General features: G+C 46.4%; 12 protein-coding genes. 6 read left to right on the top strand and 6 right to left on the bottom strand.

Annotated features, from left to right (window positions below):
• Nucleotides 1-4 precede the first annotated feature (4 nt).
• The 4 genes from B2X00_RS11545 to B2X00_RS11530 all read left to right on the top strand — a co-directional run bounded on the left by B2X00_RS11545 (nt 5) and on the right by B2X00_RS11530 (nt 4716).
• Entirely contained in the window at nt 5-661 is a 657-nt protein-coding gene (locus B2X00_RS11545) for a TVP38/TMEM64 family protein (RefSeq protein WP_006955593.1), read from the top strand.
• Nucleotides 658-2388 carry an ArnT family glycosyltransferase gene (locus B2X00_RS11540; RefSeq protein ID WP_290487765.1) on the top strand — a complete coding sequence of 577 codons (1731 nt, stop codon included), beginning with the start codon at nt 658-660 and terminating at the stop codon, nt 2386-2388. The genes B2X00_RS11545 and B2X00_RS11540 overlap by 4 nt, the downstream gene beginning before the upstream one ends.
• 194 nt (nt 2389-2582) lie before the next feature.
• A complete protein-coding gene (locus B2X00_RS11535; protein ID WP_286681879.1) occupies nt 2583-3164 on the top strand; it encodes a phosphatase PAP2 family protein in 582 nt (193 codons plus the stop codon).
• Nucleotides 3151-4716, top strand: coding sequence for a phosphoethanolamine transferase (locus tag B2X00_RS11530; protein ID WP_290487762.1), 1566 nt, complete (start codon nt 3151-3153; stop codon nt 4714-4716). Before B2X00_RS11535 ends, B2X00_RS11530 begins: the two co-directional genes overlap by 14 nt.
• Here B2X00_RS11530 and B2X00_RS11525 read toward each other — a convergent pair.
• From B2X00_RS11525 to B2X00_RS11515, 3 genes are read right to left on the bottom strand one after another with little or no spacing between them, the layout of a single operon-like run.
• Nucleotides 4661-6208, bottom strand: a complete 1548-nt coding sequence (locus B2X00_RS11525) for a DHA2 family efflux MFS transporter permease subunit (RefSeq protein WP_290487761.1) — start codon at nt 6206-6208, stop codon at nt 4661-4663. The genes B2X00_RS11530 and B2X00_RS11525 overlap by 56 nt on opposite strands.
• Before the next feature lie 13 nt (nt 6209-6221).
• A complete protein-coding gene (locus tag B2X00_RS11520; RefSeq protein WP_290487760.1) occupies nt 6222-7325 on the bottom strand; it encodes an HlyD family secretion protein in 1104 nt (367 codons plus the stop codon).
• 15 nt (nt 7326-7340) lie between these two features.
• Nucleotides 7341-7769, bottom strand: coding sequence for a MarR family winged helix-turn-helix transcriptional regulator (locus B2X00_RS11515; protein ID WP_290487759.1), 429 nt, complete (start codon nt 7767-7769; stop codon nt 7341-7343).
• Nucleotides 7770-7935: 166 nt separating this feature from the next.
• Here B2X00_RS11515 and B2X00_RS11510 point away from each other — a divergent pair, with 166 nt between their 5' ends.
• Complete coding sequence (locus B2X00_RS11510) at nt 7936-8928, top strand: catalase family peroxidase (protein WP_290487757.1); 993 nt, start codon at nt 7936-7938, stop codon at nt 8926-8928.
• Nucleotides 8929-9034: 106 nt separating this feature from the next.
• Complete coding sequence (locus B2X00_RS11505) at nt 9035-10792, top strand: methyl-accepting chemotaxis protein (protein ID WP_290487756.1); 1758 nt, start codon at nt 9035-9037, stop codon at nt 10790-10792.
• On the opposite strand, the gene bcsG is transcribed toward B2X00_RS11505, so the two are convergent.
• From bcsG to B2X00_RS11490, 3 genes are read right to left on the bottom strand one after another with little or no spacing between them, the layout of a single operon-like run.
• On the bottom strand, nt 10789-12396 hold the full coding sequence (gene bcsG / locus B2X00_RS11500) for a cellulose biosynthesis protein BcsG (protein WP_290487754.1): 1608 nt from the start codon (nt 12394-12396) through the stop codon (nt 10789-10791). The two genes, B2X00_RS11505 and bcsG, sit on opposite strands and share 4 nt — an antisense overlap.
• Complete coding sequence (locus B2X00_RS11495) at nt 12389-12583, bottom strand: hypothetical protein (RefSeq protein ID WP_290487753.1); 195 nt, start codon at nt 12581-12583, stop codon at nt 12389-12391. The genes bcsG and B2X00_RS11495 overlap by 8 nt, the downstream gene beginning before the upstream one ends.
• On the bottom strand, nt 12576-14135 hold the full coding sequence (locus tag B2X00_RS11490; protein WP_290487752.1) for a BcsE family c-di-GMP-binding protein: 1560 nt from the start codon (nt 14133-14135) through the stop codon (nt 12576-12578). The genes B2X00_RS11495 and B2X00_RS11490 overlap by 8 nt, the downstream gene beginning before the upstream one ends.
• Nucleotides 14136-14157 lie beyond the last annotated feature (22 nt).

The raw sequence follows: 14157 nt of genomic DNA, 5'->3' as shown, positions 1-14157 counted from the left end.
TCCGATGCAACGCGCGATCAAACTATTAGCGATTGTCGGTGTTTTCTTTGCGCTTGCGTTGGCCATTCAACAAGGATGGTTAGATGCTATTTCGACGTCAGAACGAGCCATGCAGACGATCAAGCAAGCTGGCGTCAAAGGCTATGCCATTGTATTGACCGCCGCCACTTTGTTTATGGCAATTGGCGGTCCGCGCCAGCTCATCGCGCTCGTATTGGGGTTTATACTAGGAACCGGTTGGGGCTTCGTCGCCGCATTATTGGTGAGCGGTCTTTCACTCGCGGTCACCTACTTTACTGCACACATGTTTTTACAGCCGTTAATAAGGAAACGTTTCAAAACCCAGAGCGAGCGACTGGTAAAGTGGATTAATGTAGCAACAACAAGAAAAACCATGATGATTCGACTGATGCCCGTTGGCAGTAATCTTTTGACGAACTTATTTGCGGGCGCAGCCAATGTCGACTTTAAACGCTTTTTCGTCGGAAGCATACTCGGTTATATCCCACAAACTCTGGTATTTGTTTTAGTCGGCAGTGGTATTGGCCTCGCCCAATCTGAGAAATTACTTATCAGTGGTTTATTGTTTGTCATCGCATCAGCTATTGGTATCCACCTCTACCGCTCACAAAAAAGCCTGTCAGAAGGAGTGCCCTCATGAAGTGGTTGGACGCATTTGAGCAACGACTCTCATCCGAACGCACCGGTGAGTTCCTATTCTGGCTATTGGTTGTAGCGGCTTTACTCATCTTTTCGGGACTTGGGCTTCGCTCGCCTTGGCCACCCGACGAGCCCCGTTTTGCTGATGTAGCGCGTGAGATGGTCGTCACTGGGCAATGGTTCTTTCCTGCCCGTGGTGAGGAGTTTTATCCCGATAAGCCGCCCATTTTCATGTGGGCTATCGCGCTATGCTATTATTTGATTGGCAATATAAAAATAGCCGCGTTAGTGCCTAACGCGCTGTGCAGCTTAGTCAGTTTAGTGGCCGTATTTGATATCAGTAGACGGATATGGGGCATGCGTATTGCGAGACACGCAACGCTGCTTCTACTCATTACGCCACAATTTTTAATTCAGGCAAAATTTGCCCAAATCGATGCTATGGTCGCCTGTTGGATTACACTGGGTTGCTATGGTCTATTGCGTCACTTCTTCTGCGGTCCCCATTGGCGTTGGTATTTCCTCGGCTGGGGCTTCATGGGATTAGGTATTATAACTAAAGGCGTTGGCTTTTTGCCCCTGCTGATGCTGCTACCGATTGCAATTTATCACTTTACCCAGCAACGCTTAACAGGCAGTTGGCGTTGGCGCGCATTGCTAGGCCCTATCGTTATGCTCGCTGTAGTGGCATGTTGGCTCGTACCCATGTACTTGATTGTCAGTCAAAACGGTAGTCCAGAATATCTCGCATACCGCGATAATATCCTGTTTAAACAAACCGGCGAACGCTATGTGGATCCATGGCATCACTTTAAGCCTTGGCATTACTTTATCAGTAGCGTGGTACCTGCATTCTGGTTACCGCTGAGTGTATTATTACTGACGCAGTTAAAAACCGTCTTACAGCAGATTAAGCAGGACCCCCGTATTGCGGTGTTATTTGGTTGGGTTATTTTAGTCATCTTCTTCTTTAGCTTAAGTCCTGCCAAACGGGGCGTTTATATACTGCCTGCATTACCCATGTTCTGTGTCGCGTTAGCCGCCGCCTGGCCCGATCTTTCGCTTAATCGTGCCAGTCGATGGTTTTTACGCGCCTTGCTCACATTAATCATCACCGTTTTCACAGCACTGACTTACTTTGCTGCGATACACCATGACAAGCTTGTCGACAAACTCGACAACTACACGCAGAGCTTTCAACTGCTAGATAGCCTCGCCATTATTTTTGCGATTATCGTGGGTGCTATTTGTTTCGCGTGTGTAGTGCTATGGCGTAAGAGTTTATGGGTCAAATATGGCTCAGCCGTGGCTATTATATGCGTTACTGTGAGTTGGCTCGTGTATCCTCTCGCGGAGCCCTTACGCACACCCCAAAACGTCATGCTTACCGCGGCTGCCGAAGTAGATGGCGGCGAATTGGCTATTCTCGATCTCAAAGAGCAACACTTGCTTTTTTCGCCTATTCCGTTAACTCACTTTAGCTATTTTACAGGCAATGCTGAACAATTTCGTAACGCATGGCTATGGATAAACGAAGCACCCAATCGTTATATCATGGCGCCGGATAATATGCATTTTGAGTGTTTTGACCCAGCAGATGGAGAGTCATTAGGTATCGCACATCGCGAGCATTGGCTGCTTTTTAGCGCCAAGGATGCAGCCAAATCATGCCCGGCACCTGCCAAAGTGATTCGCTACCGAAGCCCAGCCAGTGATATTAATGAATAAACAATCTGTTTAAATTTAAGATTTAATTAATATAGTTTTTATAAATTCCGCATAGTGACTAATTTTTTAAGACAACTATGCGGAATTTTTTTATCAATTTAACCGACCGTTCTAGCCGTTCGTTATTGTTGGTTTCAGTACCTTTGTACTTGGCTTTATTTATTTTTTTTGACGGGCTCGGGATAAAATTTGATGTGTCCCAATGGTTTTTCTCAATTTCCGGTCATGCCTGGGCGTTAAAACATAACCTAATTACCGAGTCTGTGCTCCATGATGGGTTTCGTGCACTTAACATCGTAATTGTCGCCGGTATCTTAATTTTTTACCTATCGCAATGGTTCAAACCTCTACGTGTAACCTCGCTTGTCCGCTTATCACAATTTATCGGTGCGCTATTGCTGTCTTTTATTGTCGTGAACCTGATGAAAGGCGTCACAGGGATGCATTGTCCTTGGGATCTCAACATGTTTGGCGGTCGCTTTGACTACCAACCTCTTTGGTTAGCCGCCAGCCAACCCGAGCCCGGACGCTGCTTTCCAGCAGGACACGCAAGTATCGGATACGCTTGGTTTTCGTTATTTTTTTACCTACGCAAAGACTTCCCTGTTATCGCCCGCAAAGCCCTAGTCGGTTCACTACTCATTGGTTTATTACTTGGTTTTGCGCAGCAGTTGCGCGGCGCACATTTCATTTCAGACGATATCACCACGGCTTTTATCTGCTGGGTTATCAGTGCATTGATATTTATTGGAGATAAGCCTAATGAAAACCGTTAAGTTATCCAGTCGACTTCTGATACTGATCGCTACGCTGTGGTTGACCTTAGCCTACTGCGGTCCCCTTTTATCCTCGCTAAACGATTATCAAACTTCGCTTATCGCACAAATGGGCTTTCTTTTTGTTATCGCCTGTGTATACGCTGTACTGTTTTTAATTGCACGCGCATTTCATTGTCTGAAAGGCGCTATATTCGTGCTATTTACCACCGCCGCGGTGGTCACCTATTGGATGAATCAGTACGGTGTAGTGATTGATCCTGATATGCTGATCAATGCACTCGAAACAGATACTTCTGAAGCCAGCGACCTGATTTCAGTTAAACTCATTTTGTCTGTCTTTCTCTGGGGCGTTGTACCAGCAATAGTTTTGATTTGGATGCCGGTGAAACCGCAACCTTGGGTACGTACGACATTGCTGAGTTTAGGGGCCGGGTGCATCCTTATTGCCGTTGCTATGGGCGTACTGATGACCCAATACAGTGAGTATTCATCACTATTTCGCAATCACCGTGACGTTAAATACCGAGTCATCCCCTTCAATGTCATATCTGCCAGTGTTTCGGTTGCTAAAGCCAAATTATCGACGCCAGAAGCCTTCATCGCGCTGGGTCAAGATGCCACCCAGCAACCAGATAATGACAAAACGCCTAAAGTCATGGTTGTTATCGTTGGAGAAACGGCACGGGCTGATCATTTCAGCTCAAATGGATACCCGCGTCCAACCACCGCGGGTATCGAGCAACTCGCTAAGCAAGGTGAACTCATTAGCTTCAAAAATGCGACGTCTTGTGGTACCGCGACGGCCATTTCGGTGCCCTGTATGTTTAGTTTTTATCAGGCTGAAAATTACGATAACCGTGCACGATCGACCAGTAATGTATTGGATGTGTTAAATAATGCGGGCATCGATGTCTCGTGGATTGAAAACAACTCGGGCTGTAAGAATGTCTGTGACCGAGTGGAAGAAATTACCGCAGAAGATTACTGTGATAGCCAGCAAGAGTGCTTTGATACCCAAATGCTCAAAGTGCTAAGAAGCAAATTAGCTAAAGCCAAACAGGACAGTATTATTGTTTTACACTCAATGGGAAGCCACGGTCCAGCGTACTATAAACGCTCACCACAAGCGTTGAAAAAGTTTCTTCCCGAGTGCACAACCACTGAGCTCAACCAATGCCCAGTTGAAACCATCAGAAATGCTTATGACAATAGTCTAGTCGTAACCGACCAACTCATCATCGGCGCGATTAATACGCTAAAACAAGCATCTAACATCGACACGAGCCTCATGTACATTTCCGATCACGGCGAGTCACTTGGAGATAACGGCGTCTATCTGCATGGGCTGCCTAACTGGATGGCTCCCGATGAACAACGTCACGTACCATGGATTGTATGGCCGGCCAAGGCTTGGGCAGACCGCCCAGATGCGGCCGCAACGTACCCTGTTAATCATGACTATTTAGCACATTCACTGCTCGGCTTTTTCAATGTTAAGACTTCGCTTTATCAACCTCAGCTTGACTTGGCGGAGCAACTGGCGCCTTAGTCGATGACTCGGTGCGGAACAATAGTAACAACGGTAGCGAACATAAAGCCATCCACGCCATGGCTTTAAAATCATTCAGATAACCGATGGCGGCGGCTTGCTGAGTTAATTGCTGATTCATTTCAGCAACCGCCATACCTGGCCCATTTTCAATCGCGATTCGTATAAACTCCTCTTTCACAGGTGCTCGGAACATTGTCAACGATTCACCGAGTACAGCGTGATTAGTTTGTGTGGCACGCGCAGCCAGTGTAACCATGACCGAAATACCAATACTACTGCCGATATTACGCATTAAACTAAACATTGCCGTGGCTTCGGTTCGCAACTGAGGCGCCAGTGTCGAAAACGTCACCGTGCTCAGCGGCACAAATACGAAGCCTAGACCCAAGCCCTGAATAATACCCGTCCTGACCACATCCATCGGACTAATAAACAGGTTAAATGCGGCCATTTCAAATAGCGAGTAGGCTGTCAGCGATAAGCCCAACCCCACTAGCCAGCGTACATCGACACGATTAATTAGCCTGCCGACCATAAGCATGGCACACATGCTTCCAATCCCTCGCGGCGCTAAAATCTCGCCCGTGGTAATCACTGGAAAGCCCATTAGATTTTGTAAAAACGGCGGTAGTAACGCTAACGTCGCGAGTAGGATAATCCCCACAATGAAGATAAAGATAAGTCCTGTAACAAGATTACGATCTTTAAACAACGCGGGTTCTATAAATGGATTACGGCTGGTCAGCATATGTGCGACAAACAAATATAAAAACAGGACCGCAACAACGCACTCGATAATGATTTCACTGGAAGCAAACCAATCCTCGCCTTGACCACGGTCGAGCATCAGTTGCAAGGCGCCTATCGACAGCGAAAGCAACGCAAATCCGAACAGATCAAAGCGGCGTTTCTCGGTGTCTGTCTCTTTAACAAAGGCAACAATACCTGCAAACGCCAATAAACCCACCGGGATATTGATAAAAAATACCCAACGCCAGTTGTAATACTCGGTCAGGTATCCGCCGAGTGTAGGCCCAAGAATGGGACCCACCATGACACCGACGCCCCAAATAGCCATGGCAGAACCGTGCTTGTCTTTCGGATACGTGTCGAGCAAAACAGCCTGCGATAAAGGCACCAATCCGGCGCCAAATACGCCTTGTAATAACCGAAAAAACACCAATTGTTCCAATGAAACAGCAACACCACACAAGACCGAGGCGGCTGTGAAGCCAAATACCGACAGTAGGAACAGTCGCTTACGGCCAATTTTCGCAGCAAGAAAGCCGGTCATCGGTGTCATCACTGCTGCTGCTACGATATACGACGTTAATACCCAGGCAATCTGCTCTGACGTAGCCGACATGCTGCCTTGCATATGAGGCAACGCCACGTTAGCTATGGTGGTATCGACCGCCTGCATGATGGTCGCAAGCATGATAGAAACTGTTATTAAGCCACGGTTCTTCGCGAGCTGCTTTGCATTCATAACAACGTTTACCTTAAGCCGGCTTATCGTTACTTAATGCTTGCATCCAGTGGGCTAGCGGCTGCAAAAATTGAGGTCCCCGCTTGTGCCAACCCGTATCAATAGAAATTTCCGTACTCATACCGGCTCGCAGTGGTGGCTTATCGCGCGTATCCGAAACAGCGATGCGAACAGGAATCCGTTGAACGACTTTGACCCAGTTTCCTGTCGAGTTTTGTGCAGGCAAGAGCGCAAACTCAGAACCTGACGCAGCAGCAATACTTTTTACCTCACCGTGCCATGAGATATCAGGATAAGCGTCCACATGAATGACCACTTTCTGTCCCACTTTGACGTGCGTTAGCTGAGTTTCCTTTAAGTTAGCCTCAATCCATGGCGCCTCAGTCGCAACGACCACCATCGCTGGATTACGTGGATCAATGTATTGACCTGCAGAGGGGGTTTTACTAGCAAAACCTGCCATCGGTGCTACCACATGCGTCTGTTCAAGATTTCGCTCAGCCTCATCTAACGCAGCTTTGGCTTGCAGATAACGCGGGTGTTGCTTAACGTCGATATTTGGTTGCCCCGCTAAACTAGCCGCTATACGTTTCAGTCCTTGCTCAACCGACTTCACATTTTCCTTAGCAACGCGCCACTGGTGGCGATACTTATCCAAGGTCGATTCTGACACCGAGTCCGACTTTACTAACCGTTGCTGACGCGCAAATTCACGCTCGGCAAATGCGGCATTTGACTGCGCGAGAACGAGCTGCTCCTGCTGTTCTGCGTATTGCGCCTTCAACGTTTCTATTTCAGTAGCTACTTGTGCCACCTGAGATTTCGCCTGTGCCACCTTAATCGCATAAGGCGCATCAACGATATCAAACAATATGTCACCCTTTTTTACTGGCTCGTTTTCCGCCACGAAAAGTTGCGCAACGTTACCCGATATCTCAGGTACAATAGACACCTTATCATTTTGCACGTAGGCGTTTTCAGTTTCGACAAACCGCCCGCCGGTGAGGTAGATCACACCTGATATCAAAATGACAATAGCGGGTACCAGCACCAATAAAATCATGCGTAACTTAACAGCGCCCGACATTCGGAGCGGATTGTTATACCGGGTGTTCATAGTGAAGAGCGTCCTTTAGCTTTCGGTTAAATTGTGTTTCATGGATTTCAGCGCGTTAAGAATTTCATGGCGGGTCGCTTCAGAGATCCCCGCCAAGGTTTTCGCGCGCGTTTGCGCCCCGAGCTCTCGCAGTTGGCTCAACACCGGTTCTGCTTGCTCGGTTAAGAACAGTCGCCATACACGTCGGTCGTCTGGGTCGGCTTTGCGTTCAACCCACCCGCCCTGCTCCAGTCGATCGATATGGCGTGCAACCGTGATCGCTTTGAGCTCGAGTAGCTCAGCTAAACGTGACTGTTGAATTCCTTGGCAGCGAACGAGACGTGCCAAAATAGACCATTGAGCGCGCGTTAAACCGAGTGATTTAGCGCGCGCATCAAAATCACATTTAGCCATGCGTGCAACGTCCGCAAGCAAGAACATCAACTCTCTGTCGGGATGTTCCATAGCGCCTCTCCAAATTAGTAATTAAGATTATTATAAGTTAGCTTACTTTCTTTCTAAACTAAATTGGTTTAATAAGTCTTAACTCATTGGCAACTCTTCTAAACATGGCGCAATCCGTATTGCTTCTATGCGCGTAATAAAACTCGGTATTTACTGGGAGTAAACTATGCAAACCACAACGACTTTCATTGCCCTACTGTCACTTTTATCATTCACTGCCACCGCACAGCAGTCGCCTACTCAAGCACCTCAATCGGCTAGTGCGAATGACTTTATAGAGGTATTTAAAAAATTGAGTGGCGAACATCCTGGCGTGCGTAAAGGTCATGCCAAAGGTGTTTGTGCGCTGGGGTCATTTGAACCGTCTGCGACTGCGCAAGCGCGCTTTGATACCCCCTTATTCAGCGATCAAGCGCCGATTACCTTACGCTTCTCAATGGGTGGCGGCAATCCAAATGCCAATGAGGCAGCGAACGCCCCTCGCGGCATGGCAGTGATGTTTGATTTAAACAACAACAGGCAACACAAAATTGCTGGATTAACCACGCCTATGTTTGCCGGCAAAAATCCAGAACAATTCCTCGGTCTTTTACGTATTAACTACGCTATTGCCCAGGGCGAGGCGACTAAAGAAGATCGTCAAGCCTATCTCGAAGCCAATCCAGAAGCCGCACATCAAGGCGAGTGGTTGCAATCTCATCAACCGGCAGCCGAATACACATCGGCTAACTATTTTGGCATCCACACATTCTATACCACGTTGACTAACGGCGAATTACAGGCATTTCGATGGACATTAGTGCCTAAGGCCGGCGAAACTCTGCTTACCGAGCAAGAGCAGAAAAACTTACCTAAGTCTTTCCTTGCCAAACGACTCAGTGAGCGCCTTAAGGACGGACCCGTCGAATACGAATGGCACTGGCAGCTTGCTAAAGAAGGTGATCCAATCAATGACCCGTCACAAGTATGGCCAAAGGATAGAGAAACCATCAATGTCGGTACTCTAAAGATAACCGAGTCAGGTGGAGAATCATGCACACCGATCAATTTTGACCCGAATCAAGTCACTGACGGTATCTCTACCAGTCAAGATCCGGTGCTCCAAATACGCTCGCCTGCCTATGCAATTTCCTACGGCAAACGTTTGCAAGGACAATAAATCTTTTTAGAGATTAAACATTCGAAATATTGATTGTTTAATCTCTTAATTTTTTAACAAAGTGTTCGATAATAACTCATAGGCATGTGAGCCTCATGGAGGAGTTATGTTTACTTTGTTTAACGGTGACGCAAATGATGTTGTTAAAGCGATTCATCAATCTCAAGCTGTTATACAATTTGATTTAGACGGCAAAATACAAGCTGCTAATGACAACTTCCTTGCTCTCATGGGCTACACGCTCGATGAGGTACAAGGCAAACACCACCGTATCTTCGTTGATAAACATGAAGCAAACAGTGAGCGCTACCAAAACTTTTGGCAGCAACTGCGTGAGGGAAAAGCTCAAACGCGAGAGTTTCGGCGTATCACTAAGTCGGGTGATGAAGTATGGATTCATGCCTCCTACACACCGATCCGTAAGCACGGTAAAGTAAAAAAGATCATTAAATTTGCATCTGACATAACGGAAAAAGTAAAACAGCGTACCGAGTATCAAGCTCAAATCGATGCCATCAATAAAGCACAAGCTGTTATTGAGTTTGCGCTTGATGGCACTATTTTAACTGCGAACGAAAACTTTCTATCCTTGATGGGCTATAAGAACAGCGAGATCATCGGTAAACACCACCGCTTATTTGTTCCCCCAGCAGAAGCCCAGTCATCCGATTACCAACACTTTTGGAAAAAATTAAGACAAGGTGAATACCAAACTGCTGATTATCAACGCGTCACTCGAAATGGCGAATACGTATGGATTCATGCAACTTATAACCCCATTCGAAATCAGCAAGGCGAAGTTTACAAAATTATTAAGTTCGCATCGGATATCACTGCTGAAATTCGTAAGAAAGAAGAAATTAAAATGTTATCCATGGTGGCAAATGAGACCGATAACGCGGTTATCATTACCGATACTCAGCGCACTGTTATATATGCCAATACAGGTTTTGAGCGAATGATAGGTTACTCCCTGGAACAAGCTCAAGGCCGTACGCTTAAAGAACTCATTGTCGGTGAAAGAACCGATGAAGAAACCCGTAAGCGACTGACGCGAGAGTTTGATGCGCCTAATGCGTTTTATGATGAAATCGAGATACACAGAAGCGACAGAAGCTCGCTCTGGGTATCGGTCACGAGTAACCCCGTTTATGATGAAAAAGGGCACCATGCTCATTTTATTATCATCCTTGCTGATATCACCTCAGTAAAATCAAAAGCGATGGAATATGAAGCCCGTTTTAAGGCCATCAGCCAATCAACGCTGATGGTCGAATGGTTTGATAATGGCGAAATTAGCAATATTAATGAGTTCGCGAAAAATCACTATAAAGTTGAAAACCAACAGCTTGCCAAAGCCATAGGCCGATGGACCGACTTGCTCAGTTCAACACAGCAAGAAGCTTTGAAGCGCGGCAATAGCATCCAAAAGGAGGTGCTTATTCAGCTTAATCAGCGTGAGATAGCCATTGCAGCCACTTTAGTAGGTATTTTCGACGTGACAGGTAAGCTGACTAAAGTGGTTCTTTTCGGAGCGGATATTTCCGAACGCCTGCTTGTTGTTCAAACCAGTGATAGAGTCATGAAGCAACTGCAACAATCCGGTGAAAACATCAATGCCATGGTGTCCAGTATCAACCAAATTGCTGATCAGACTAATTTACTGGCACTCAATGCCGCCATTGAGGCTGCACGCGCAGGCGACGCAGGACGAGGCTTTTCTGTGGTAGCGGACGAGGTAAGAGGACTCGCAGCCAAAGCCGGTCAGTCAGCCAACGAGATAGATGGCGTTGTTTCAAATAATCACCATTTGCTCATTGAACTGTCTGAGACACTGGAAAAACTGAATCGTCGAGAGAGTTAATCACGGACCTCGACCCAGTTTTGTCCTTTGAGTTTTAATACGTGCTTATCCTGCCACAGCATAAAGCGGATATCTTTATTCTCACTCACCCATTCGGTTTCGGGAATACTGTTTACCAGTGCTTGTGGCTGGTATTCACCGCCTGAGAAAGGTTGTTGCGCCAAGACATTCATAATGAGTGATGAAATCGCATTTTGATTGGTTTGTTTCTCAACACGTATAGGCTTCGAATTTGAATACCCAGCGCCAATGAGTTTAAGCATTACGGGCACATGAGTCAGCGGATAAGTCGGAATCTCGCGCAAGCCCGCCAGTTGAACACCATCGCCTTTCAAACCTGCGCCATGTTCTGGAACCACGATAAGTAGGAGCTTACGCTCTTGTCGCTCAGCCTGATCAATGAGCGCTGCTATTTGTTCGAACATCAACAATGCCCGCTCTTTATAGCTTTGTAAGCTTGTTTGATTGGAATTAAGTTTTCGGTTGCCATCATGCAAGGTCAGTGAATTGTAGAAACCGAAACGTGCTTGATCTTGCTCTTTTTGCGCGAGCCAACCATCAATAACTTGTTTGTCATCAAAGATAGCAGCCCCATCAAACGCAATCATAGTCGGCGAGAGCGAACGTTGAATATCTTTGTAAGTTTTTATTCCACCGCTATTTAATAATGACGATTTAAAGTTATCAAACTCCCCATCATGATTCATAAACAGTTCAGGTTTAAAACCAAGTCGTGTTAGATCATCAGCTAACAAACACTGTCGACTCGGTTGATAAATCTGTTGGTGTGGCTTTTGACCACAACTCGCCTGCAATATGCGCAGGGCCGACGGCCCAGAGTAAGATGATACTGAGTTGTAGTTATCTAAAATAATATCAAACTTAGAGAAAACCGAATGATTTTCGAGCCCGACAGCTTTGATATCTTCCCATGAGATGGAGCAGATATTGACGAGTAAAATATCGAATGCACCGCTCGCTTCTGCATTTATTTTGGGCGCATTTACCAGCCACTCATCTTGCCTTTGATAAAAATCATTGATAAACATCTCGGGGCTTTCGGCACGCGTTCCAGTTTGGCTTTTTTCTGCAATAGGTTTTAAGGCAACCATGGGACCAGCAGGCTCTGATACGTGGGAATACACACCGGTAAAAATAATCGCAAGTAACGCAAGACTCCCCATTCTAAAAATATTTTTAAAATAAAGAAATGCAATCCACGCCACGACTAACCACGCAATCATCGCCATCGAAATGTAACGTTCTGCCAACTCTAACCAATAACCCAAACTAAATTGCGCGAGCTGCTCCAAGTTGTTAATCAAGGACTCAATAGGAGGCAAATGACTGTCATAGTAGAATAACGCGATCATCAATGGCCATATTAGAATATCTCGTAACCGCGATAGCCATTGCCCTTTAATCGGCACAACAATGAGGGTGAATACCGCAAGGTTATAAACCATTGAAAACGACATAAACGAAAGCCAGCATAAAACTGCTTTCAACAAAAATACGAAAGACCATCGACCCGGGCTACGGAAGCTAAATAAGGCACTACTTAGCCATTGTTCGCGAAATAATTGGTACTGATGGTTATCCATGACGTCCTGATCCTTTTAACGGCTTATGCCGCCGTGGCGTACTTACAACACGAACGAAACCAAATTTCACAGTCATGCTTGCCAACCGCTTCGCAAGCCACCGCCATAGCGCTAGAGTCAACCAACCCGCTAGCACACCAAGTACAAAGCTCACAACAACATAAACCTCGGTTACATTTTCAGGCATCGTTAGAGTCTCCTCTCACTCGAGCGACTGGAGCAGGTAGCGGATGGAAGTACTCAAATTGGTTATCATTTTGTTCGCTATCAGGGGACGATGATACTAACTCTGGCGGACGCCAACCCTGCGCATCAGCAATAACAAGCAATTCATCAAGCGCTTCCTTGATAGCGAAAGTGGAATCAAAGCGCGCTTCGCGACTAAATAAGTTACGTGAAGAAAACCCTAACAACTGAAGTAACGTGCGGTCGACCTCTGACTTCTCGCAGGCAAAAAGAAAAATATACACCGTGTTACCGACGGCGGTACACACATCGCCTTGCCGTCTTACCGCGAAACGCGACAAAATTGCGTCGGCTTTAATGCCTGTCGCTACCACACCGACAATCAGCTGAATATCCACTTTTTGGTAATTCGCTAATTCAGTCATTCGGCGTACTTGCTGACTAAACTGAGGTGGCGCAAGGTAACCCTCGACTTCAGAAGGCACAAACAACTGTTGTAGGGTAGCCAGTTCTGGTAGATTCCCTTCAAACTGCCACATAGGTAGACAGTCAATAATACTATCAATCTCGTCTAATGAGAGCGGCTTGGGCGCTACATAGGTCGCACCCGCATTAACTAGAATCCGTTCATCGTGATGACGAATCCTGTAGTCGACCTCTCTAATAATAATTTTGAGGAAGGGTCCTGCATTACTCCGAATACGATAGACCAACTCGATAAGCTGCTTGCGCGAAGCTGTTAACGAGTCGTGAATGATCAGTGTATCGTTACTGCCCTGTTTAAATGCATCCTCTAATCGCGCCGTGTGGGATAACATTTGCCAATGATTCGGTGCGATTTCTGTCGGTTTAACGGCATCGCTAACGGCATATACCATCGATCCAGCGAGGCGTTTAAATGTCGGTTTGCCCTCAGACTCAAAGGGCGTCACTTTTAGATAACCGCCACCTTGTTCCTCAGAGAGACGCTGAAGAGTTATCTCCTCTTGCAATAAATCATCACCAACAAACCAATGCATGATCGTCCATACCGAGAATGGTCTTCCCTCCTCCATGAGATGCATTGAGGTAAAGCTCATGCGATGCGCTCTTAGCCAGCTTCTTCCCAAAGGTGTCGTTTCATCACCTAAATAGGCAACCCAAACGAGCTTATTACGGTTAAGCGCCCAGCGCGCTAATAGCAGCAGTGTTTCACGGTCATTTAATAGGTGAGCAATGAGGGGATCAGAAAACTGTGAAATAAACACGATGCAGTCTGCATGCTGACTCATTTTATCGAGCAGATTAAATAAATCTGACTGTTTCATCTTCGAGCGATATTTCCACTCAGCCACACCAACATAGGCGGTCAATGATGCGTTAGCATCGACTTGCTTTAACAAACGATGGGTGTCGCGCGATAAAAAAACCTGAGTAGCATGCGCTTTGCTCAACTCTTTAACAACACTCAATAACCAATTTCGGCTATCACTCAAGCACGCATGCACCTCGCCAAACTGTAGCGGAGGTAACACACTCTCGTCACCGATGAGTCGACCCAGTTTAATGCTCACGAGTCATATAATCCTTTAACAG

This window comes from Idiomarina sp. UBA3162 (assembly GCF_002364475.1).
Taxonomy (GTDB): Bacteria; Pseudomonadota; Gammaproteobacteria; order Enterobacterales; family Alteromonadaceae; genus Idiomarina.
The sequence above is the reverse complement of the archived record's forward strand: the minus strand, read 5'-3'. Positions and strand labels throughout refer to the sequence as shown.